Origin of the sequence: Psychrobacter sp. DM4 (assembly GCF_051307035.1) — a bacterium.
GTDB lineage: Bacteria > Pseudomonadota > Gammaproteobacteria > Pseudomonadales > Moraxellaceae > Psychrobacter.
This window is the reverse complement of the sequence record NZ_CP195536.1, coordinates 864,496-887,880: the sequence shown is the minus strand read 5'-3', so window position 1 is coordinate 887,880 and position 23,385 is coordinate 864,496. Positions and strand designations below refer to the sequence as shown.

The window sequence follows — 23,385 nt, the reverse complement described above, 5'->3', positions numbered from 1 at the left end:
AAAGGCTATTGATTCTGATAGAGTCCGATACGATGACTGCTTTTGATGCACTCTATCTGTATTGTAGTCATTTGAACATTTATAGCTGAGCTCTTACTTTTTTGACATAGACGAGACTATTATGCTGACTGTACTACTATTAGCGGGTGCTGAAAAACTTATAAACGTCGCTATCGCAAGCGATGATATTACTCGTGCTGGACTAGTACCTTTAGCGGGTAAGGTGCTGCGCCTTGATATGGCAATGCCTGAGCTACATTTAGATATCTTGTTCAATCACGACCGTCTGCGTTTTGAGCCGGTCACAACTGAGAGCGTGTTTGAAACTTCTGGCGCTTTAGATGAGCTCGAAAAAGCAAGTGTCGCTATGGCAGGTATAGGTCATAGTAGCCCTGATTGTATTATCACAGTCAAAAACCCCGCTCAGCTATTAAATTTGATGCGCGGCGCTGAAGGCAATCTTCCTATTTCAGGCGATTACAAGGTACTGATGCAAGTGAAGCAGTTGGTAGCAGGCTTTGATCCTGATCTAGCAGGTCAGCTTGAACCTTTTATTGGTAAGCCTATGGCAAGCCAGTTACAGCTACTCATCTCGCAGCTCAAAGGTAGCTTTCGCCATAGTGCCAAACGCGCTTTTGACGATGTCAGTGACTGGGCTAATGATGTTGCTGGTATCAGCGATCCTGATCCTGTACTCAAAACCCAAGCGGATGAACTCAAACAACAACTCCTCAAACTGCGAGCAGATATCGAACGCGAAGAGACTCGCCTTGCGCTTATCAAAGCAGAACAAGCACGTTTATTAAACAAATAACTATCTGTCTGATTTAGAGTAAGGTTGCTCATGCTATTATCTCACCGCGCGCGTTTACTTGAGCTTTGGCGTATCGCTGCCAGCTATCGCATTGATACGCATTTTTCAGTTGAAGAGGCGCCGCAGTTGCAGCCTTTAGCGCGCCTAATACGCACTCACCCAGCAGCATGGGGTAAAAAACATCAACCAAACGCCATCAAATTTGCACTTGAGGATATGGGTACGTTGTTCCTAAAATTAGGTCAATTACTCTCAACACGTCGCGATTTGATGCCGCCAGCTATTATCGAGCAGCTCGTCCAACTCCAAGATCAGGTCAAACCTTTTTCATCAGATATATCTATCACTCAAATACAAGATACTAAGCATGGTCTAGGTCAATCTATCGATGAGTTGTTTGCCCGCTTCGATATCAAACCTTTAGCCGCTGCCTCCATAGCGCAAGTGCATACCGCGGCCCTTCATGATGGCCGCGAGGTCGTCGTCAAAGTCGTTAGACCTGATATTCGTACCACCATCGTTGCTGATTTTGAGCTACTACGTGAGCTTGCCAGTTGGGTATCAGCGCGCGTAGAGGCTGCTCGAGCGGTGCATATCATTGATATCGTCGAGGACTATCGCCAAGTGATGCTCAACGAGTTGGACTTGATGCTTGAGGCAGATAACACGACGCAGATGCGCAATAACTTTTTGGGTTCTGCACTGATGTATGTGCCCGAAGTTTATGCTGCCGCCAAGAACGTCATGGTGATGGAGCGTATTCAAGGCGTCCCTATCTCGAACGTCGCGCTGTTTGATGAGTTAGGGTATGACCGCGCTGCCCTTGCACAAAAGGGTCTGACGATATTTTTTACGCAAGTCTTTCGTGATAATTTTTTTCATGCTGACATGCACCCAGGCAATGTATTCGTCGAGACTCCTAACGCAAAGAGTATAGCGGAGGGTATTAACAGCATAGGGCATGCGCCGCGTTATATCGGTCTTGACTGCGCTATTATGGGATCACTGTCGCGAGAGGATCAGCTCATAGTAGCGCGGATGCTACTTGCGGTTATGAATAATAACTTCACCGCCGTCGTCGATATTGTCAGCCGCGCAGGCTGGATACCACCCAATACCGACAAGCACGCTTTGATGCGTGATATGAAGCGTACTGTCGGCCCTATGCTACAAAAGTCAATCAACGAGATCGACTTTGCAGGCGTCCTTATGCAGATATTAGATATCGCGCGCCGCCATCATATGAGTATCCCGCCGCAGCTTATGCTACTGCTCAAAACTTTGGTTCACGTTGAGGGACTCGGGCGCGACTTATATCCTGATCTAGATATTTGGTCACTTGCTAAGCCCATTTTAAGCAGCTGGATCAAAGAGCAGCTCGATCCGGTGCGCAACTTACAGCAGCTGCGTAGCCAACTGCCTGAGATATTATTATCGAGTACCGATATACCCAAATTGTTGGATCAAAGCTTGCAAAGTCTAGCTTCGCAAGGCGCACGTCAAGACAGTCAGCTGCGAGAAATACAGCAAATTCGCGCTGATATGCTCAATGATCGTCGCCGAGATTGGTTGGCATTAGCAGGTTTTGGTGTTTTTATTGCTCTTGCTACTCAAGTAGTTGGTTGGCTTTCTCCTATATTCTACATTATGGCCATCCTAGCGGTAGTTTGGCGCATTTTAGGATAAATAGTAGGCGAAGCTCGATCAAATTATTGCTTGAAAAAAGGCTTACTTCTCATAGGAAGTAAGCCTTTTTTTAGACACGTATCTAAATCACTCTATAGCATCTGGTCAATCGCCATCTGCGTGAGTACTCGACCGCGGGCGGTACGCAGTACATAACCTTGCTGTATAAGATACGGCTCAATGACATCCTCTAAAGTACCGCGATCCTCTGCCATGGCAGCTGCGATAGCCTCAACGCCAGCAGGACCACCATCAAAGCGCTCGTGCAATATCTCTATATAACGACGATCCAAATGATCGAGCCCGCGTCTATCAACGGCGAGCATATCAAGGGCGCTCGCTGCGATCTGACCGTTGATACTACCGTCCCCTTTGACCTCGGCGTAGTCTCGCACTCGGCGCAGTAGTCGATTGGCAATTCTTGGCGTACCGCGAGCACGGCGCGCAATCTCAACTGCCCCATCCTCAGTCATAGCTACGCGCATCAAACGCGCGGCGCGGCTAACAATAGTGGTCAGATCGGCGATACTATAAAACTCTAAGCGCTGCACGATACCGAAGCGGTCGCGAAGTGGTGACGTCAAAAGCCCTGCACGCGTCGTTGCAGCGACTAAAGTAAACGGCGGTAAATCAAGCTTGATTGAACGCGCGGCAGGCCCTTCACCGATCATCAGATCTAGTTGAAAATCCTCCATCGCAGGATACAGTATCTCTTCAATTACAGGGCTAAGTCTATGAATCTCATCGATGAAGAGTACGTCACCTGCTTCCAAGTTGGTGAGCATCGCCGCCAAGTCACCTGCGCGCTCGAGTACAGGGCCAGAGGTTGAACGCAAATTACCACCCATCTCCCGTGCGATAATATTTGCAAGTGTGGTTTTACCTAAACCTGGTGGACCAAAGATCAAGGTATGATCTAGCGCTTCCTCTCGCCCGCGCGCTGCACCAATAAATACCTCCATCTGCTCACGTACTACAGGCTGACCGATATACTCAGCTAACAGTGCAGGGCGAATATTAGAATCAGGAGCGTCACCTGCGCCCTCTAGCGGATTAATCAAACGATCTTGCATCATAATTTTTATCAATATAAAAAAGAGTGAGTACAAATAGCATAACTAAATCGCAAAGATAAGTCATGTCAAATGGCTAAATCAGACAAAACAAGCGACAAATAATGTCGCTTGAATGGTTATAAAGGATAAGAGGTTTAATGTAAAATTTGACTCAATAACTTAGCTCAGCACTTTGGCTCAGAACCTTAGCTCAGCACTTTGGATTAATACTGTAGCAGACTAAAAGCTAGATAACTGTTGCAGCGTTGCTTTTAGCAGACTTTGGGTATCAGCAAAGGTTGCGCCACTACTTTTAGCCGCCTTAATCGCTTGCTGCGCCTCTCTTTCTTTGTACCCCAGACTGATCAAAGCTCCTTCAACTTCAGCGATAATACTGCCTTCATGCGATACTTCAGTAGGCTGCATCGCGAATTCTAAAGTGCTATTATCTACCTCTATGTTTTTGAGCTTGTCTTTTAGCTCAATAAGAAGGCGCTGGGCCGTCTTTTTGCCTATCCCTGGAATACGAGTAAGCGCTGCTTCAGAGTCTTGCTCCACATGCATTTTGAGCTCTGCCGCTGACATTGCAGAGAGCATAGCTAGTGCCATTTTTGCCCCGACGCCGTTGATTTTGATCAGTTGACGAAAGACATCACGCTCTTTACGATCAATAAACCCAAAAAGTAATTGTGCATCTTCACGTACATGAAAATGCGTCCAGATGCTTGCCTCTTGCCCTACTTGCAGCTGGCAAAATGACGGCAAGGGTAGCTCAATATCGTAGCCCACGCCAGAGCCTGTCATCACACAAGCGACAGGTGCCATCAAATGGAGTACTTGTCCAGTAATCAGTCCTATCATATCTCACACCTGTTTGGATATATTACCTATAAAATTCATTCAGTTCTTTATCTAGCTACCTACTCAGAGCCATTTTTCGAACTACTAATAAAACTTAACCATGTTCTCAAGGCTGATCGGACGGATTTTGTGCGCTTGTCCAGCAGATCCAAATGCCTCAAAGCGATTGATGCAGATGTCAGACATCGCAACCATCGAGGCTTTAAAGTATTTGCGCGGATCAAAATTACTAGGGTTCTCTGCTAAATGCTGGCGAATCGCGCCTGTTGAGGCTAGACGCAAATCCGTATCGATATTGACCTTACGTACGCCATGCTTAATCGCGATGGCGATTTGCTCTACAGGAACACCGTAAGTTTCACTTATATCACCGCCATGATCGTTGATAACCTTTAGCCACTCTTGCGGTACTGAGGACGAGCCATGCATCACCAGATGCGTATTAGGAATACGCGCATGAATCTCTTTTACCCGCTCAATAGATAGAATGTCACCTGTGGGCGGACGCGTGAACTTGTAAGCGCCGTGACTGGTACCAATAGCGATCGCTAGTGCATCGACGTCGGTATCTCTCACAAAATCATGCGCTTCATCAGCACTCGTTAAAAGCTGCTCATGATCGAGCACCCCTTCGGCGCCAGAACCATCCTCTTCACCAGCCATACCCGTCTCTAAGCTTCCCAAACATCCAATTTCCCCTTCTACAGACACGCCGCAAGCATGTGCAAGCTTGACCACTTCACGGGTCACCCTGACATTATAGTCATAGTCCATAGGGGTTTTGCCGTCTTCTCCAAGCGAGCCATCCATCATCACAGATGAAAACCCAAGTTGGATAGAGCGCTGGCATATAGCAGGCGACATTCCATGGTCTTGATGCATGACTACAGGAATATGTGGCCACTCTTCAATCGCCGCAATGATGAGATGACGCAAAAATGACGCGCCAGCGTAATCACGGGCGCCCGCACTCGCTTGTACGATAACAGGTGAATCACAGGCATCCGCTGCCATCATAATAGCGCGCATCTGCTCTAAGTTGTTGACGTTAAACGCGGGGACGCCGTAGCTATGTTCTGCTGCATGATCAAGAAGTTGACGCAAAGAGATTAATGCCATAAAGCGCTCTTAAATTAGGAGTTAGTGATAAGGCGTATACCCTACATATTTAAATAGCAAGGATCGAGTGAGACCAGATTGTAAGTACGCGATTATAGCAAATTTCAACTACAACTCGTAGTTGTAGAGGCATCTTTATATGTCTTGAGCGTATTATATTTAGCGCTAAGACAGACGGTGATGATAGCTAGAAGTGACATTGGGACAATTCAAATATAGTCAGAGTCAAATGCTCATGGTTCAGAAGCTCTAAATATTAATACATAACTATTCGTTAAAGGCAAAAAAGCCTTGGCAATAACCAAGGCTTTTTAAATAATGTAATGACTTTATCCAATACTATAAAACAAATACCCGTGAGGTATCAGCTTTATATTAGTACTGTTGATCTTCAGAAACTTGATTAGCTTCAGCGTCAGCTGCAACGTCAGATGCGCCATCAGCGACTGCATTTGCACCATCAGCAACCGCAGAGGCTGTGCCTTCTACGACTTCGTTAGTACCTTGAGCGATAGCATCGCCTGTGTTTTCAAGGGCATTAGAAGCCGCAGCACCAGCAGTGTCAGCACCGTCAGCGATATCATTGCCTGCTTCTTGAGCAGCCATTTCAGCTTCAGTGGTAGCAGCTTCAGTGTTGGCTTCAATGTCGTCGCCTGCAGACTCTACAGCAGCTTCAGTGTTTTCTTCAGTCTGTTGGCTACATGCGGTGACTGCGAAAGTACCAGCAAGAAGACTGGCAAGTAATAAATGACGTTTTAACATAATAAATCTCTCATAAATAACGCATGTCTAAATACATGGTGGCATTATTCTATAGATAGCAAATAGCACTTGCAATAACAATCTTCATTATAGTAACAAATAATAACCACTTAACAGTTAGGTTCTACACTCTTTGCTAAGTGAGACCATTACGACTTAATCTCTAACGCAGCCACAGCAGGTAATACTTTGCCCTCTACAAACTCCAAAAACGCGCCGCCACCTGTTGACATGTAGCTAACGCCATCTGCTACCTGATATTTATCAATAGCCGCTAACGTATCACCGCCACCAGCGATCGAAAAGCCTTGGCTATCACTTACCGCCTTTGCCACTATTTGAGTCCCTTTACCAAAAGCATCGACCTCAAAGACACCAACAGGTCCGTTCCATAGTATGGTCTTTGCGTTTAATATCGCGTCAGCTAGCTTTTGGGCACTAGCGGGTGCGATATCCAGAATCATATCTTGCTCATCAATAGCGTCAACCGATTTAATCGTGGCAACCGCTTTTTGCAATGAGCCTGTAAAGTCAGCAAAATCGATACCATTTTTATTGGCAACAACGACTTCGGTCGGTAACAGTATCTCTGTTTTTGTCATGATTTGGCGAGCGGTATCGAGTAGATCCGCCTCAAATAGCGACGCTCCTACACTATGTCCTTTGGCCGCTAAGAACGTGTTGGCAATACCGCCGCCGACGATAATTTGACTACAGATATCTGCCAAGCTATGCAGTACTTCAAGCTTGGTCGATACTTTAGAGCCGCCGACAATAGATAGCATAGGCTGAGCTGGGGTTTCAAGCGCTAGGCTTAGTGCATCGAGTTCCGCTGCCAGTAATGGACCTGCGCATACCATCTTGTTGTCTTGGCGCATCATTTGTGTGACGCCTTCGGTTGAAGCCTGTGCCCGATGCGCGGTACCAAATGCATCCATCACAAATACATCACAAAGATCAGCATACTTTTGCGCTAATGCTAAATTGTTTTTTTTCTCGCCCTCATTGAAGCGTACGTTTTCGAGCAAGAGCACTTGCCCTGCCTCTATACTGATCTCTTCGATGAGATAATGACTATTGAGGGTTACGGTCTGCTGTAATTTATCGCTTAGATACTCAGCGACTGGCGCTAGTGAGTATTTGGATTTTGGACTACCCTCTGTGGGACGACCTAAGTGCGAACAGACGATAACCGCCGCACCTTTATCTAGTGCCATCTGAATAGTAGGTAGGCTTGCTTGCAGGCGGGCATCACTGGCCACTTTGCCGTCTCGGATAGGCACATTTAGATCTTCACGAATCAAAACCACTTTGTCTGCCAAATCCAGCTCACTCATACGCAAAAAATTCATGGTCTACTCCGTTACTCTATATTTATAAGTTATCGATGCGCTGGCGAATAAAAATCACCACTAGTCGCAAACGCTGTATTCTAGCAGCTTCTTATAAATAACTGGGGTAAATTATTATCAAAACTGTCCACAAATACATCGTTATAATCAGCTATAAATGAGTAATAGTGCTATGAGGTAATAAATAAAAGACTTTGATAACATTTCGTGGTGGTAGTTGAATATCGTCCTCATTATGATGGAACATCACAAAACAATAAGAACCTAACAGGAGTAGATTATGAGTATAGACATTGAACGTGCCAAGAGTGAGCTATTAAAGCTACAAGAAGAATATCAAACACGTATAGCTAAGATTGAGGATCACATTCAAAACCCTCAAGATGATCTGAACGAGCACTGGGAGGATCAAGCAATCTCGTATCGCCAAAACGATATGCGAAAGAATCTATCAGCAGAGGCGCAGCAAGGACTTATTTACGTGGATAACGCCTTAAGCAGAATAGAAAATGGTACTTATGGCGAGTGCGAAGTATGCGGTAAAGATATCGAAGAAAAACGTCTCGAAGCTCTACCTTATGCAACCTTATGTATGGATCACGCTGAATAGCCGTTCGATTTATATCCGAAAAACTATGTCGAAAGATTGACTCAATGAGTCAACCCCATAAAAAAGACCGTTATATAATATAACGGTCTTTTTTATGGGGTTGACGCTTACTCAACATAGCTTGCGCTTAAACGGTGCGACGGGTCGCCAAACTATTTAAGATATTCTTAGCATCACCCCAGCGCGTGGCCGAGCTATTAGCGCCCAAAATAACAATAATGGCTGGACGGTTATTGACCCGCGTCTCCATCACTACGCAGCGTCCAGCTTCATTGATGAACCCTGTCTTTGAGATACCGATAGGATAGTTACCTGAGCGTACAAGACTACTAGTATTGTTCGCTTTGTAGGTGCGATTACCGTTTGAATAGTTGGCCACGTAAAAGTCATAACTCTTAGTCGTTGAAAAACGACGAATGACATCGTAGTTGCCCGCCGCGCGAACAAGCTTAACTAAATCATTCGAGGACGCTACGTTACGCTTGTCTAGACCCGTTGGATCACCAAAAAATGCGGTAGTCATGCCAAGGTCTTGTGCTTTTTGGTTCATAGCACGCATAAAGGCACTGTATCCACCAGGATAATTACGTGCCAAGCTCTTAGCTGCAGGATTCTCTGACTTCATAAGCGACATGAGCAGCATCTCAGCACGGTTTAGACGATCGCCTGATTTGAGACGTGAACTTGCGCGCTTAGGACCGACAAAATCTTCTGGATCAAGAGTGATCTCTTCTCGCATATCAAGGCCGCTATCGAGTACAACCATAGCGGTCATAATTTTGGTAATGCTTGCCATAGGGCGCGCAACATCAGCGTTCTTCTCATAGATAGACTCGCCAGTCTCAGCATCTATCACTGCTACACTACGTGAGTTCGTACTGATAGGAACCATGTCAGTTCTACTACCAAAACTGCCACGATAAGTCGTATTGTAGTTATTGTTATTATTATAATTATTGCTACTACTACCGTAGCTGCCAGCATTGGTCAGATTAGTCGTACCGTAGCCATTGTCGACTTTTCTGATAGTAGAGCCGCTGTTAGACTTGTACATAATGTTGCGAGCTTCAGATAAGCTATCAGCGCCGCCCCAACTCATACGAGCACTAGAGCCACTATCAGGACTACCATTAATAGTCAATGCAGCTTGCGCCATACCTCCAAAACTCAGTGAGATCATAGCTACGATGAGCTGCTGTTTGCTGATTGGTAGATGTTTCATTCTTCCCCCTGCTGTCGCTTTGATACTTACTTAGTATTGATACTTACTTAGTAACGGTGATATCAATTGCAAACGTAGCGTTTATAGATGTGTTTGTATAGACTCAGTAAGAGTTGCTGTATTTTTAGTGTATCATGGATTGCGTTTTAGTTTAACGCGTTGCCTAAGCTTAACAAAAGTATTCCCTTTGTTATTCAAACTTTATTACATTCCGTTTATATTCTAGTAATATCGCTTAACAAACTAGCAATATTTGATAGCTGATTTTTTGATTCTATACATTTTAGTTGGTATAAATTTAACAAAAACAGTACTCTAGCTATTAATCGATTAATACAGTAATTCAGCTAAGATCAAGTAATAAGCAATGATATAAGTTCCCTACTAAAGTATTTACGCTTTTATTTACAATTTAAACCTTATGATGATAGTTAGCAAAGAGTAGAAATATGATAAGAGTATTGGTAGTAGATGATCATGATTTGGTACGTATGGGTATTAGCCGTATGTTATCAGATAGTCCAGACATTGAGGTCGCAGGTGAAGCTGATAGCGGCGATATGGCCATCAAACTTGCCAAACAATTGCGACCTGATGTAGTACTACTAGATGTCAATATGCCTAATATCGGTGGTCTTGAAGCGACCAAACGTTTGGTTCAGTTGGATATGGGTATCAAGATTTTGGCAGTCAGTAGTGTCGTGGCTCAGCCTTACCCCTCTATGCTGCTCAAAGCAGGAGTTAATGGTTACATTACTAAAGGTACGCCACTCGATGAGATGATACGTGCGGTCAAAAAAGTCTACCAAGGCGGACGTTATTTTAGTAATGATGTGGCTGAGCAATTGGCAGAAGTACTGCTATCAGATAAAGCACACTCCCCTTTTGATCTCTTAAGCGATCGCGAAAAACAAGTCGCTCTGATGGTCGTAAACTGTCAAAGCCCTCAGCAGATTGCAGATCAGCTGTTTGTTAGCGTCAAGACTATTAATACCTATCGCTACCGCATTTATGAAAAAGTCGGTGTAGATAGTGATGTTAAGCTTACGCATCTGGCCATCCGTCACGGTTTGGTTCAGCCCTAATTTTAGATAACTACTCAATTACTTAAATAGTTGCTTAGGTAACTACTTAGATAACTACTTAGATAACTTAGATAACGTTAATGCGGTTACTATCTACAATACCCCCTTTGTTCGTCACTTATTCACTCTGTTTTGAACCTTTATGATTGATTAGCTTATGAGATATGCTGCTAGTGCTGCTACTGCTTTGACTCAATATTTACAAAGAGGTGATACTTTGCCTCTAGCACAGTTGCGCCGCCTTGGTCTGATATATAGTAGCTACCGATTAATCATTAGTCTGTTTTTTATGCTAATGGTATATGCCTCTATCGGAGATGATGAGAGCTCGCTACTGCCTAGTTTATTACAACAAACGGCTCTAGGTTTTTATGTCATTATCAGTCTAATATTGTTAGGTCTGTTTTATGTCGTGACAAAAGAGCCGCGTCAACAATTGATATTTGGTTTGGCCTTAGATATCGTTATATTAAGCTTACTCCTTTATACCAATGGTGCACCTGACTTACAGCTTACTATGCTATATATGGTAGTTGTGGCTGCAAGCTTTATGCTGCTGAACGGCTCGCAAGCCCTTATTATCACTTTGCTCGCTATTATCTTTGTGATTTATCAGCAGTTTTTTTATGCGATTGCTAACAGTATGAGTCTGAGCAATTTGGGCGATGCCCTGCTCATGTCTGCAAGTTTTCTAACCGTAGGGTTTTTGAGCTGGTCAATCTCACAGCGATTAGTACAAGTTGAAAAGCTGGCGGCGCAGCATTCAGATGAGGTACAAAGACTCAATACCATCAATCATGAGGTCATCAAACAAATGGTGAATGGCGTCATCGTCATTGATCAAAAACGTATCGTACTGGCTAACTTAGCAGCTCATCAGCTTCTCAACATCGCTTCACGCTTTGAGCAGCAATTTAGTCAGCGTCATCCTCAACTATTTGAGGGCTGTTTGTCGGTGGCGCCCGGTCAGTCTCGTCTTTTTATCTATGAATTACCCAAAGCTGATAATGCTTCTATTGTTGGCAAATTGCGTGTACAGCTCATACCCCTAAAAGACTCAAGTCAATTGATCATATTAGAGGATCTACGCCGTGAGCAGGCCAGCGCTCAACAGTTAAAACTAGCGTCTTTAGGTCAATTAACAGCCAGTATCGCTCACGAAATTAGGAACCCATTAGCGACCATCTCTCAAGCGAGCGAGCTATTGATGGAAGATGTTGTGGAGAATGAAGGGAAAGAAAATGTCTCTTTTGATACGTCGCAGTCCGTATCTAGTAATCATGAACTCTATAAGATGATATTTACGCAAACCAAGCGCGTGAATCGTATTATTGAAGATATTCTTAAATTGTCACGCCAGCAGACAGCGGCTCAGCAATCTATCGCTTTGGCAGAGTGGATACCTGAATTTATAGACAGTTATTTCAAAGAACATGACGTATTTATAAGCATTCAAGATGCGCCTGTGATTCAGTTTGATACTAACCAGTTAGAGCAAGTACTTATCAACTTAATCAATAATGGTTTGCGTTATAGTAGTTACTCGCACCCACACGCCTATGTCAAAATAGAAATTTATTACATAAACAATGAGATGGTACTTGATGTGTTAGACGACGGCGCAGGCGTCAACGCTAATAATGTAGGGCAGCTATTCAATCCTTTTTTTACGACAGATACTTCAGGAACAGGTCTCGGTCTTTATTTGTCGCAAGCTTTTTGTGAGGCCAATCAAGCGCGCCTCATATACGTACCAGAGCACGAAAAAACGTGTTTTCGCTTGATTGCGCCTGCTATAGACAAACAAATGATGAGAAAATAGAACAAAAGTCATCTCAGCGTTATATACTTAATGTAACTTGTGCCACTTATATATAATAAGGATATCTATGACCACGACTGCCCTTGTCGTCGACGATGAAGTTGATTTATGCCGTCTGATGCAAATCACTTTGACCAAAATGGGTATCAAAAGTGATGTTGCTTATACGTTGGCGCAAGCAAAGGACTACTGGCAAGAGAACCGCTATGACTTTTGCTTAACCGATCTCAACTTGCCTGATGGCTCGGGCTTGGAGCTGGTCAAGCTTATCAGCAATAGCTCAACTAGTCCTGTCGCAGTTATCACTGCGCATGGCAGTATGGATTTGGCTATTGAAGCTCTAAAAATAGGTGCTTTTGATTTTGTTAATAAACCTCTTGAGTTACCGCGATTACGTCAACTGGTAGAAAATGCCTTGAAGGTAATTCATCGAGATCATCAGTCGGAGATTACGCTGGAGTCAAGTCCAGAACAACGGATTTTGGACGAGCGCCTTATTGGTAATTCAGAGGTTATGCTAACCCTCAAAAAAACGGTACTTAAACTGGCACGCTCACAAGCGCCTGTGTTTTTGTCTGGGGCATCCGGTACAGGAAAAGAAGTCGTTGCTCGCTTAATTCATGATCTCAGTCCGCGCCGAGAAGGGAGTTTTGTCGCTGTGAACTGCGGCGCTATCCCCTCAGAGCTTATGGAGTCTGAGTTTTTTGGCCATAAAAAAGGCAGTTTTACAGGCGCGGTCGCTGACAAGCAAGGACTGTTTCAACAAGCTAACGGTGGTACTTTATTTTTGGATGAAGTGGCAGATTTGCCACTTGCGATGCAAGTTAAACTGCTACGCGCTATTCAAGAAAAAACCGTTCGGGCCATTGGTGATACTAAGGAGGCGCCTGTTGATATTCGTATACTATCTGCCACCCATAAAGACTTGGACAGGCTGGTCAAAGAAGGGACGTTCAGACAAGATTTGTATTACCGAATCAATGTCATTGAGCTAAAACTGCCTGCATTAAATACTCGTCGCGACGATATTCCGGTATTGACCGCTCACTTTTTGGGTTTAATTGCACGTGAATGGCAACTTGAAGTAGAGCCAACTATTACCGATGAGGCCTGCCACCGCTTACAGCAGCATGAGTTTGCAGGTAATGTGCGTGAGCTGCGTAACTTACTTGAGCGCGCTATTACTTTAGCTGATAGCTCAGTCATAGACACAAACCATCTAGGTCTTAGCGATTTGAGCGCTGTAGAGCAAGTGGTGAGCTTGAAAGCGGACGATGACAACTCGATACACGTATCAGGAAGGACCATTGAGCAATCAGACGATTCTGATACAGGACAAGGTTTTGCGCATGCTTACCCTTATCGAACAACCACTCAGCATTACCCTTCATCGGTAAAACATATATCAGCCAATGAGCACGGTACAGTGAACGTAAATAGTTCAGTAGATGATCAGAATCTAAATACTTCTAAAACTGAACAGACAGCTAGCACGGCTATTCAAACCCAAGAGACGATAGCAGCTATAACTGATCCGCAATTGCCACAAGAAGGTCTTGAGCAGTATCTTTTGGAACAGGAAAAGCAGCTGATCCTCACCGCCTTAAAGCAAACGGATTGGAATAAGACTCAAGCAGCTGAGCGTTTAGGTACCACGTTTCGCTCTTTACGTTATCGTATGAAAAAACTAGATATCGCTGAAAATAAACAATGACGACTCTCAAGTACCTAAAGTTAGAAAGTGGGCGATTTGATAATAATTTGCAGGATTTATTAATTGACACTAATTAGACTTTACTGACGCTCACTATGTTGCGCGTTTTTATTCATAAAGCGTATACCCGCTGTTTGAATTTGCTGGCGTAGAACTTTAAGGGCTTGCTGCTCCCAGGTATGCTCTTTGCCGAGTAGCATAATGTCAGGCTTAACTCCAATACCTTCGATCTCATCCCCATTTGTCGTTAGATAATGTGCGACGGTTAACTTGATGGCCTGATCGTTATCTAGTGGAATGACCGACTGTACTGAGCCCTTCCCATAACTGATCTCACCAACGATTATCGCTCGATTTTGAGCTTGTAAGCTACTTGCTAGCACCTCTGCTGCTGATGCTGAATATCTGTTCTGTAGGATAACGACAGGGAGCGGTTTTAAGATAGCCACGCCTTTGGTACTCAGCGTACGTGGATCTGCATTGCGGCTTTTGACTTGTACGACGTCAGTATCCGTCATAAATAGACTAGCAATATCGATAGCTGAGGCTAGCACCCCGCCAGGATTATCTCGCACATCTATCAGAACACCTGATACTGGCGCGTCAAGCCCGATTACCCCTTGGATAATATTCTCACGGCTATTGTTTTGAAATACAGGCAATTTGATAATAGCGATGCCTTTGACAAGTCGTGTCTCTATGATTCTTGGATTGCTATTATTACGCTGCACTGTCGTTGTATGCTTGCGCCTACCTGCTCTAGAGGTAATAATATCGACTTGCGTACCCGCGATACCGCTCAGTAGTTGTTTCACATCGTTACCACGATCATTCTCATCTAGTTCAAACTCATCTACTTGATGTAGATAATCACCGATATCGATACCTTTTTGATCCGCTGGTGAGTCTTTGATGACCTCGGTAACAACCCAGTATCCTGCTTGGGGCTGGTACATAACCGTAATACCAATGTCGCCGACATCCCCTTGAGTAAACGCGCGCAGATTATCATAAGCGTCTACATCTAAAAACTCAGCATGTTGATCAAGCTTGGTCAACATGCCACTTATAGCATTATTAAATAACGACTCATCGTTTACCGCATCGACGTACTCTCGGCGTACTAAGCCCATGACCTTAACAAAGGTTTTTAGCGTATCAGGGCTGATAGCATTGAGAGAAACCTGTGACACCTCTTCTGATATCTCCAAACTCATTCCGTTAGCATCTAACTCATTTTCAAAGCTGTCATCAGAGTCGTCTAAAGCACTATTATCTGGCGCGCTGTCAATATCATCATCGAAGTCATTGTTAATGTCGTCCTCAAAGTTGCTATCATCAGAAGTATCATCGGCAGACTCAAGCATTTCAGCATTATCTGATAAACCATTAGTATTTGTGCTTGTAGGGTTAGGTGTGCTTCTCTTAGTGGTATTTGTGTCGTCAGTAGCGTTCGCTGTAGTAGCTATCGGTGCAGCATAAGTCCTGGCTCCTGTAGCACTTGTGAGTCCACACAAGCTCAATGCCAAAGCTGAACTGATGACCACTCGTCGGCATAACAGTGCTACTGGTTCGTTTGAATACTTGTATATCGATGGTCGCAAGTGAGGCATAAGGAGCTCATTTTTAGATAAATATAGAATGTGGCTGGCGTATAAGAATAGTAATGTAATTGAGCCTGCTAATCTATCAAACAAAGTCAAAAAAGGGAGAGATAATACTATCCCTCCCTTTTCGTGCTAGTGACATTTAATATATGCAACTATCGATTGCTGCGAATGATCGTCATTGTAGCCTGCGACATCCTGAAGAAAATCACAACAATAATATTAAATATTATGATGCTTTGATTAATAGACTTTCACCTGTCATCTCACCTGGTGGCACCATATCCATCAACGCCAAAATAGTAGGAGCAACATCGCTCAGCTTACCTAGGCTACGTACTTGTACAGGCTGCTCGCCGATGTAGATTAAAGGAACAAACTCTGTCGTATGCTGCGTATGTACTTGTCCGCTATCATAATCATGCATCTGCTCACAGTTGCCATGGTCTGCGGTGATGAGCATGTGACCCTTTGCAGCGCGTACCGCATTCTCAACACGGCCTACGCATTCATCTAAGGCTTCGACCGCTTGCACAGCTGCAGCGAAATTGCCAGTATGCCCGACCATGTCGCCGTTAGCGTAGTTGACAATGAGGACATCGTGAGCGCCTGATTCAATAGCTGCAACGAGTTTATCCGTAAGCTCAGGTGCACTCATCTCAGGTTGCAGGTCATAAGTGGCTACGTCTGGTGATGGTACTAAAATACGCGTCTCACCTTCGTACTCAGCTTCGCGACCACCACTGAAAAAGAAGGTCACATGAGCATACTTCTCAGTCTCAGCAATACGTAACTGGGTCTTGTTCTGATCTTGCAAAAACTCACCCAATGTATTATTTAGTGAGGTCGGATAATAGGCGATACTCGTTTTTGGGCTTTTTTCCAACTCATCTGAGTACTTAGTTAACATGACAAAGGCTGCCAGTTTTGGCTGCTTTTGACGGGCAAAACCTGAGAATTCGTGATCCGGTAATATAAAGGCTTGAGCCAGCTCACGCGCGCGATCCGCTCGAAAATTCATAAAGATTACAGCATCGTTATCATCAACGGTAAAGGGCGTTTCACCATGCTCAATGACCGTCGTTGGACTAATGAACTCATCTGTTTCTCGCGACTTATACGCCGCTTGCACTGCGCCATCTGCGCGTGTCGACATACGATCGGCTTTACCTTGGGTAATCAGCTCATAAGCCTTTTGCACTCGATCCCAGCGATTATCGCGATCCATAGCGAAATAGCGACCTACGATACTAGCAATCTGTACGCGGCCCTCATAATGGGCATTTAGCTGATTTAGATACTCACGCAGACGATTGATGTACTTATCAGCAGACTTAGGCGGCGTATCTCGTCCATCCAAAAAACAATGAACAAAGACATTTTTGGCACCGTGAACGAGAGCTGAGTGACACATGCCTTCAATATGGTCTTGATGCGAATGTACACCGCCATCAGAGATCAAACCCATGATATGTACATTACCGCCAAGCTCGTTAGCAGCATTGACCGCGTTAACCAAAGCTTCGTTTTTGTAAAATTCGCGATTGGCAAGCTCGCTTGAGATGCGCGTTGAATCTTGATATAGCACACGCCCTGCGCCTAGATTCATATGACCTACCTCAGAGTTGCCAAACTGACCATCTGGCAAGCCAACATCTTCGCCAGAGGCAGATATGAGTCCATGAGGATAACGCTGGTAAATGCTATCTAAATGTGGCGTATTCGCGGCAGCTATCGCATTGTCATCATCCTCTTCACGATGACCAAAACCATCCAAAATCATCAAAACATGGGGTATTTTTTTGTTTTTCTGATTGCCAGTTTTTGTCTGCTTATCATCAGTAGACATAGGCTGGGTCTGCGATTGCGTGTGCATATTGCTCATAGATTACCGCTCCTCAAGTGAATGAACGCCGATATTTAGGGTACTAAAAGCCCTATATATTACCATACATCTTGAAATACTTGAAAACTGAGCATTCTTTACACGATAACAGATGCGCCTATGAGATAGACGAGTCTGTAAGAAATCATCTATTCACTTATATGTACTTAGATATCGGTACTGTCAAAGCTACGTATCAAACTGTAAATCACTCTTGCATTCCCCTAATCCATTGGTTACTATTATTATATTCTGAAGTGTTGGCTAGTAGATGTTTATTCCCTGAGCCGATAATGCTTTACCAGGATGCGCTATCTATTATCTCATTGTGTATGCCTGCATCGCTTGCGGTGTCTCAGGAAACCTGCAGAGATAATGACGTATCCGCCCTGAACTTCACGGTTCATGGGTCACCATCTTACGGCGACACTTCGGTTGTTTTATACGGTTACTATGACTTGTCACTTAGCTGACATGCTATTGAGAGTCATACGACCAATCAGTATTAGTAAAAATGCAAAAGCCCCTATCTTATAAAAGATAGGGGCTTTTTTTGGATAAGCTAAATGATTAGCTTTTGTTTATGCTGACCGCGCTTTGACTGCTATTCGTCATTAGCAGATTTGGTGATTTTTTTGACATCTTTAGGAATATTTTTGGCAGTGCCATCGATTGTAGTATGCTGCTTAAAAGCATCACCGAATGGATTTTGTTGTTGACCAAAAGGGCTTTGCTGCTGGCCAAATGGATTTTGGTTACCCATACCGCTAGCGCCGCCAAATGGATTCTGATTATTCATACCGCCTGGTCCACCGAATGGGCTTTGACCACCCATTTGTTTGGCCATCATCTCCATCATTTTTTGCTGATTGTTCATCACGTAAGTATTAGCGACATCTTTTAACTTCTTTTGGACAGGCGGCAACACAACCAATAGCGCCATCAAATCACTAATAACCCCTGGTATCAATAATAATATACCAGCCGCAGCCATGGCTATGCTTTTTAGCATAGTAGCCTCTTGCGGACGCATTGAGGGGCTCATCATACCGCCCGCTTTCATCTGCTGTGCCATAGGATTTAGAGCAGCCATACCTTTACGAATGAGGCTAATACCGATAACAGCGGCGATGATAAACCACATAAACACCCACCAGCCGCTAATCGTTTGCGCTATTAGATACCATATGAGCATCTCAATAATAAACCAAACAATGGCGATACCAACTATCTGACCCATAAAATGTCGTCCTATAATTAAACTTAAGATTTAAGCAATATGTAAATTAAAATGGTTAGCGTATGATGTATATGGGGATGGCTTGCTATACTATCAAACTTACTGCTACTTGCAAACTTGCAGCTCTTTTTTAAGCGATCAATCAAAATATATGTAGAGCGGACTAAACATGCTCTAGTATAAAAATGGACCCTTATGGCAATTATTATCGGAATAGATCCAGGCTCTCGCATGACAGGTTATGGTATCGTCCAGCAGACTGGAGACAAACTGACTTTTATCGATGCTGGAACCATTCGTACCGATACCAAAGAGATGCCTGAACGTCTAAAACGTATCTTTAATGGCTTAACCCGCATTACCCAATATCATATAAAATATGCTAATGAGCCCATTTATACTGCTATTGAGCAAGTATTTATGGCAGAGAACCCAGACTCAGCGCTAAAACTAGGTCAAGCTCGCGGCGCAGCTATTGCAGCTATGGTAGCGCTAGATTTAGAAGTTTCAGAGTACACTGCGCGCCAAATCAAACAAGCTGTTTGCGGTTATGGCGCTGCAGCCAAAGAGCAAGTACAAGAGATGGTCTGCCGTATACTGTCGTTAGATGTTGTACCGCAGCAAGACGCTGCTGATGGTCTAGCCTGTGCGATTTGTCATGCTCATTCAAGTCATTCTATGAACAAGCTCATACTAAATAGTGCGCTGCGCGGACGAGGTAGCTCTAAGAAAAAAGGCCGTTGGCGCCTTACAGAAGAGGATTTAGGTAATATCCGTTAGCTTATGTGATTACTGTACTGAAGTTTGTTCAACGATAGTGTCAAGTACGTAGGCATAGTCATCACTAGATGATTCTAGATTACTATCTTGAACATTATTTTTGGCGTCTTTTTGAGTACTATCCTGATCATTGCCACTATTCAACTTATTTGAAGGATTCAATGGATATCGATGCATACGTAGCACTTGCTCAAAGTTCTCATCGTGCTCATACCCATCAATTCTGCCTGCGAACGCTACTCGTTTACCTTCATGCACCTTTATACCTTGATCGTTATAAACAATAGGTCTAACTTGTAAGCACATCTGTTTGCTATCACTGGTACAAGGCGTACTTTGCGCATCAATAGCCCAAAATACGGTTTCGCCTTTGCTACCGTATTTTGCTTTTGCGGTCAGTTTGCCACGCCAAAATAGAGTCACCGCGTTATCAGTAGTTTGAGTCAGTGTCGGGCTGTCCTCATTGTCTATAAATTCTACTTGACTCACCCCTTGCATGAGCGCGTTTAAGCGGTTCTCAACCAAATCTAGATCTTTGCACGACATTTTAGTGCTCATACTATTGTCAATCGCGAGCGTATCACCCTTGAGCTCATAACCTGCACTCATGGTATTGCAGCCGACACTATAATTCAGAATATTTTTGCTTTGTCGCTGATTAAATGAGGTCGTGACCTGCTCCTTGATATCTGTCAATAAGGGCAAAGGCTGGCCTTTATCATCCAAAGCATCTACCAAAACCCAGCGATATCGAATCAAAGTATTGATCATCTTATCGTCTGCGCTTAATTGAGTGTTTTCAGACTGTGTTGATTCGTTAGATAATATTGTACCGTCATCAGGCAAAACCTCAGTACTGCTGTCAACATCTGTAGCACGGTTATCATTATTAGCACTTTGCACAGGATCGCTACAAGCGCTGATCACTAAGATAGCGCCCAATAACACTGATAACCCGACTACTTTTGATGCTGATTTCATACCGATATAACCTTACTAATACTATACTAAGCTCTACCTATACCGTCATAGGTAAGCGATTCAGGCGAAAAAACGTGTTTGCTGCTAGAGCCCACTAAACTAAGTAACTCTTAATATAGCGCATAATATAGCGCATATTAATGCAGCATAATCTTATAAAGACAATGATAACGCTGCACTATGGATGCTGGCTGTAAAAAGATGTTAGGATTTCTAACTCGAACTTTTCAGCTCATAAAGTACTCGTAAAACCCTAACGACTAACATCTCATTTCATACTCACTATCCCACTATTATTTATCTTCAGCAGGTTTAGCTTTGGCCATTTTTTTGATACTAAAGCGTTCATGCATGTGCTCATAAAAGCGCGCCAGATTATCACCCTGTTCGGTTGGATTCACTTTTAGCGCTTTACCAAAATCAAGACCTAAGTATAAGACGATATCTGCAAAGCTTAATTGATCACCAACTAGATAGTCATGACCGTTCAGAGCCTTTTCAAAATAAGGAAGCGCTTGTAACGCGCGGTTGATTGACGGCGTTACAAAATCGGCAACCTGCTCCACACGCTCAGCTTTTGAAGGATGACTGTGCTGAAAGGCTAACATAAAATTGTAGAGTACCTCAAACTCAGCGATACGGCGCATCGAGCATACTTGCGCACGTTGTACGACATCATTGCCCATCACTGAACGCTCGCCATAAACACGGTCAAGATATTCACATACTGCTTGTGAGTCGTTGAGGGAAGTACCATCACCTAAAATGAGTACCGGTACCGTTCGCATCGGGTTGATCTGGGTGAATACCTCGCCCATTTGCTCACTGGTACTAAAATCAATATCGACCACATCGATATCGTCAACATCATCGATATTAATGCCTTTTGAGGCCATCAAAATAAGTGCTTTGCGTGGATTAGGTGCGGTGCGGGTGATATATAGTTTTTTCATCATAAAGTCCTTTTATAGTAGATAATCACTGGTTGATAAAGTGCGTTAATACATTTTACTTACCGAGTCTAGCACAGCAAGTCGTTTGTAATCCCAACAAAGTAAGTAATAAAAAACCCCACACCGTTAGGTTATGAGGCTCTTAATATTAAGGACAAAAGATTGCTTACTTATTTGGTGCAGGCGTAGTACGCAAGTAAGGCTTGATTTCTGTATGACCTTTGGGGTAGTTAGCCGCGATGTCTTCGTTCTTGACGCTTGGCGGAATAATGACATCATCGCCGTCTTTCCAATCGACTGGCGTTGCGATGTTATACTCATCAGACAACTGAATAGCGTCAATGACTCGGATGATCTCATCAAAGTTACGACCACAGCTGGCAGGATACGTCAAAGTAAGGCGAATCTTCTTTTTAGGATCAATAATAAAGACGCTACGTACCGTATGCGTGCTATCTGCGTTCGGATGCATCATGTCATATAGCTCAGCCACTTCTTTACTAGGATCAGCAATGATTGGAAAATTCAAAGCTGTGCCTTGCGTCTCACCAATATCTTTTGCCCACTGATGGTGATCTTCTATGCTATCGACAGAGATACAGATCGGCTTGACCCCGCGCTTTTGGAACTCGCCATTTAAGGCAGCAGCTCTACCAAGCTCAGTGGTACATACAGGGGTAAAATCGGCTGGGTGCGAAAAGAGCACTACCCAACTGTCACCCGCCCAATCATAAAAATTGATCTGACCGTCAGTAGTATTTGCATCAAAGTTTGGTGCATCATCACCTAAACGTAAATGTGCCATATAAAGCTCCTTATTATAAATTTTAATTTTATTCGAACTAATGAAAACCGCTTTTGCTGATTGACATTAGCATCAACTGATACAAGCAGTCTTTTAATGTAAAATGTAAACATGCTCTTACTGTCAATATGCTCTTAGAGTATATAGTAACTCAATACACATCAGCAAAACTTAACCCTATCTTAGCAAATCAGTTATAACACTCTTGTGAGCAATTGTAAGACGCTTATTCCACTTTTAACTAAACATCATATTTTTGCCTAGCAAATGCTTAGATAACCATACCTGAGTCCCATAGACAAAACTCGCCGTATTTCCCGCGTTTACTTGTACCACCTACTGCGCGTCCTGCTTCAGTTAATACTAGCTCATCCTCTTTGTTTTCTAGATAACCTGCGGCTACTAACTTATCATTAAGCTCTTGCGTTTTTAGACTTAACTCCTTGGCCAGTTTAGCCGTTGTTAGTTTGGAATAATTTGGCGTTGTTTCTACGGGTTTGGTAGGTGAGTGACTCTCTGCCGTTTTGTCCTCATTGTTAACAGCGCCGTTATCTGTCTCAGCTGTCTGCCCGCCTACCTTTTCAAGCGACATACGCACCTCATCACTGATACGGATGATACGCTGAGCCTCCTCGTAAGTATCCGCGTAAAGCTTGGCATCGTCATTACGGTAGATTAGCACTCCCATCTCATTATTGTTGACTTGACTGAACTCATAAAGATTTAAGCTTGTGATAATGCATTCGTTTTCGTTCAGGTAGCATTTAGCGTGCAAATTTTTGCAGAAGCTAGTACGAATAAAGGTGAGATTTTTGAGCCAATTAATCTCTTCTGGATGAAGATCGTTCTTGCCATAAACGATACGGATATCAATTTTGAGTCGATTGCGATCTTCTAGTAACTCTTTGATACGCTCATTTAATTTTAGATAAGGACTAATAATAATCAATCGATCTGAGGCGTTTTTGATCAGCTCCTCTAAATGATAAGTCGTTCCACTACTGTTTAAAAATTTCGCCATACCGCTATCCT

The 23,385-nt window shown here is 43.6% G+C and carries 20 protein-coding genes and 1 other RNA gene; 8 read left to right on the top strand and 13 right to left on the bottom strand.

The features are described 5' to 3' along the window. The first annotated feature begins 121 nt into the window (after positions 1-121). Entirely contained in the window at positions 122-814 is a 693-nt protein-coding gene (locus tag ACR64G_RS03965; protein WP_435980227.1) for a ubiquinone biosynthesis accessory factor UbiJ, read from the top strand. 30 nt (positions 815-844) lie between these two features. Continuing rightward, complete coding sequence (locus tag ACR64G_RS03960) at positions 845-2,500, top strand: ABC1 kinase family protein (protein ID WP_435980226.1); 1,656 nt, start codon at positions 845-847, stop codon at positions 2,498-2,500. 92 nt (positions 2,501-2,592) lie between these two features. Here ACR64G_RS03960 and ruvB read toward each other — a convergent pair whose 3' ends face one another. The 5 genes from ruvB to ACR64G_RS03935 all read right to left on the bottom strand — a co-directional run bounded on the left by ruvB (position 2,593) and on the right by ACR64G_RS03935 (position 7,649). Next, positions 2,593-3,573, bottom strand: a complete 981-nt coding sequence (gene ruvB / locus ACR64G_RS03955) for a Holliday junction branch migration DNA helicase RuvB (protein ID WP_435980637.1) — start codon at positions 3,571-3,573, stop codon at positions 2,593-2,595. A gap of 222 nt (positions 3,574-3,795) precedes the next feature. Then, positions 3,796-4,416 carry a Holliday junction branch migration protein RuvA gene (gene ruvA / locus ACR64G_RS03950; RefSeq protein ID WP_435980225.1) on the bottom strand — a complete coding sequence of 207 codons (621 nt, stop codon included), beginning with the start codon at positions 4,414-4,416 and terminating at the stop codon, positions 3,796-3,798. Positions 4,417-4,500: 84 nt separating this feature from the next. Beyond that, on the bottom strand, positions 4,501-5,535 hold the full coding sequence (gene fba, locus ACR64G_RS03945) for a class II fructose-bisphosphate aldolase (protein ID WP_435980224.1): 1,035 nt from the start codon (positions 5,533-5,535) through the stop codon (positions 4,501-4,503). A gap of 375 nt (positions 5,536-5,910) precedes the next feature. Then, positions 5,911-6,297, bottom strand: coding sequence for a hypothetical protein (locus ACR64G_RS03940; RefSeq protein WP_435980223.1), 387 nt, complete (start codon positions 6,295-6,297; stop codon positions 5,911-5,913). A gap of 149 nt (positions 6,298-6,446) precedes the next feature. After that, complete coding sequence (locus tag ACR64G_RS03935) at positions 6,447-7,649, bottom strand: phosphoglycerate kinase (protein ID WP_435980222.1); 1,203 nt, start codon at positions 7,647-7,649, stop codon at positions 6,447-6,449. A gap of 280 nt (positions 7,650-7,929) precedes the next feature. Between ACR64G_RS03935 and ACR64G_RS03930 the strand changes: the two genes are divergently transcribed. Continuing rightward, the gene (locus ACR64G_RS03930) at positions 7,930-8,259 is read left to right on the top strand and encodes a TraR/DksA family transcriptional regulator (protein ID WP_435980221.1); all 330 of its coding nucleotides are present in this window, start codon (positions 7,930-7,932) and stop codon (positions 8,257-8,259) included. A gap of 127 nt (positions 8,260-8,386) precedes the next feature. Here the strand turns inward: ACR64G_RS03930 and ACR64G_RS03925 are convergent, their stop codons facing one another. Further along, a complete protein-coding gene (locus tag ACR64G_RS03925; protein WP_435980220.1) occupies positions 8,387-9,481 on the bottom strand; it encodes a serine hydrolase in 1,095 nt (364 codons plus the stop codon). Between the two features lie 449 nt (positions 9,482-9,930). Between ACR64G_RS03925 and ACR64G_RS03920 the strand changes: the two genes are divergently transcribed. The 3 genes from ACR64G_RS03920 to ACR64G_RS03910 all read left to right on the top strand — a co-directional run bounded on the left by ACR64G_RS03920 (position 9,931) and on the right by ACR64G_RS03910 (position 14,102). Continuing rightward, positions 9,931-10,566 (top strand): response regulator, encoded by a 636-nt coding sequence (locus tag ACR64G_RS03920; protein WP_435980219.1) that lies wholly within the window; start codon positions 9,931-9,933, stop codon positions 10,564-10,566. Between the two features lie 157 nt (positions 10,567-10,723). Further along, positions 10,724-12,388 carry a sensor histidine kinase gene (locus tag ACR64G_RS03915; RefSeq protein WP_435980218.1) on the top strand — a complete coding sequence of 555 codons (1,665 nt, stop codon included), beginning with the start codon at positions 10,724-10,726 and terminating at the stop codon, positions 12,386-12,388. A 67-nt stretch (positions 12,389-12,455) separates the two neighbouring features. Then, a complete protein-coding gene (locus ACR64G_RS03910) occupies positions 12,456-14,102 on the top strand; it encodes a sigma-54-dependent transcriptional regulator (RefSeq protein WP_435980217.1) in 1,647 nt (548 codons plus the stop codon). A gap of 80 nt (positions 14,103-14,182) precedes the next feature. Here the strand turns inward: ACR64G_RS03910 and ACR64G_RS03905 are convergent, their stop codons facing one another. Together ACR64G_RS03905 and gpmI are read right to left on the bottom strand one after the other, a co-directional pair. After that, complete coding sequence (locus tag ACR64G_RS03905; protein ID WP_435980216.1) at positions 14,183-15,715, bottom strand: S41 family peptidase; 1,533 nt, start codon at positions 15,713-15,715, stop codon at positions 14,183-14,185. A 223-nt stretch (positions 15,716-15,938) separates the two neighbouring features. Further along, positions 15,939-17,558 carry a 2,3-bisphosphoglycerate-independent phosphoglycerate mutase gene (gene gpmI, locus ACR64G_RS03900; protein WP_435980636.1) on the bottom strand — a complete coding sequence of 540 codons (1,620 nt, stop codon included), beginning with the start codon at positions 17,556-17,558 and terminating at the stop codon, positions 15,939-15,941. A 282-nt stretch (positions 17,559-17,840) separates the two neighbouring features. Here gpmI and ssrS point away from each other — a divergent pair. Continuing rightward, positions 17,841-18,036, top strand: a non-coding RNA gene (ssrS, locus tag ACR64G_RS03895) — 6S RNA. 162 nt (positions 18,037-18,198) lie between these two features. Here the strand turns inward: ssrS and ACR64G_RS03890 are convergent. Next, on the bottom strand, positions 18,199-18,834 hold the full coding sequence (locus ACR64G_RS03890) for an FxsA family protein (protein WP_435980215.1): 636 nt from the start codon (positions 18,832-18,834) through the stop codon (positions 18,199-18,201). Between the two features lie 195 nt (positions 18,835-19,029). Between ACR64G_RS03890 and ruvC the strand changes: the two genes are divergently transcribed. After that, on the top strand, positions 19,030-19,614 hold the full coding sequence (gene ruvC, locus ACR64G_RS03885) for a crossover junction endodeoxyribonuclease RuvC (protein ID WP_435980214.1): 585 nt from the start codon (positions 19,030-19,032) through the stop codon (positions 19,612-19,614). Between the two features lie 9 nt (positions 19,615-19,623). Here the strand turns inward: ruvC and ACR64G_RS03880 are convergent, their stop codons facing one another. From ACR64G_RS03880 to ACR64G_RS03865, 4 genes are all read right to left on the bottom strand, one after another. Further along, positions 19,624-20,595 carry an META domain-containing protein gene (locus tag ACR64G_RS03880; RefSeq protein WP_435980213.1) on the bottom strand — a complete coding sequence of 324 codons (972 nt, stop codon included), beginning with the start codon at positions 20,593-20,595 and terminating at the stop codon, positions 19,624-19,626. Between the two features lie 293 nt (positions 20,596-20,888). Further along, on the bottom strand, positions 20,889-21,551 hold the full coding sequence (locus tag ACR64G_RS03875) for a glutathione S-transferase family protein (protein WP_435980212.1): 663 nt from the start codon (positions 21,549-21,551) through the stop codon (positions 20,889-20,891). 163 nt (positions 21,552-21,714) lie between these two features. After that, positions 21,715-22,353: a peroxiredoxin gene (locus ACR64G_RS03870; RefSeq protein ID WP_435980211.1), complete on the bottom strand. Its 639-nt coding sequence runs from the start codon at positions 22,351-22,353 to the stop codon at positions 21,715-21,717. 271 nt (positions 22,354-22,624) lie between these two features. Next, on the bottom strand, positions 22,625-23,374 hold the full coding sequence (locus ACR64G_RS03865) for a phospholipase D family protein (RefSeq protein ID WP_435980210.1): 750 nt from the start codon (positions 23,372-23,374) through the stop codon (positions 22,625-22,627). Positions 23,375-23,385 lie beyond the last annotated feature (11 nt).